Source organism: Caballeronia sp. AZ10_KS36 (assembly GCF_023631105.1).
Classification (GTDB): Bacteria; Pseudomonadota; Gammaproteobacteria; order Burkholderiales; family Burkholderiaceae; genus Caballeronia.
In genome coordinates this window covers 1-271 of record NZ_JALQDQ010000034.1, presented here as the reverse complement: position 1 = coordinate 271, position 271 = coordinate 1, and the positions used below count along the sequence as shown (strand labels likewise).

At 65.3% G+C, this 271-nt stretch carries 1 protein-coding gene; it reads left to right on the top strand.

Features of this window, described 5'->3' with window-relative positions; genetic code table 11:
- Positions 1-271: squalene/phytoene synthase family protein (locus tag NCR35_RS20625; protein ID WP_250535779.1), on the top strand; the 271-nt coding region annotated here is incomplete at both ends.

Here is a 271-nt window from a genome sequence, read left to right as displayed (position 1 = left end):
GGATTTGCGCATCGGCCGATGCTATGTGCCCGAATCGATGCTCGCGCGGCATGGCCTCACGCCGCAAGATGTGTTGCGGCCCGAAACGTCGGCGCGCGCGCGGCCCGTGCTTTTCGAATTGCTGCGCACGTCGCTCGCGCTGTTTGAAGACGCCGTCGATTACACGCTCGCGATTCCGGCGAGCGCGATCCGTCTGCGTCTCGCGTGTCTCTGGCCGATCATGATCGGCCTCGATACGCTCGTCCTGCTCGCCCGCAACGAAGCGTGGCTC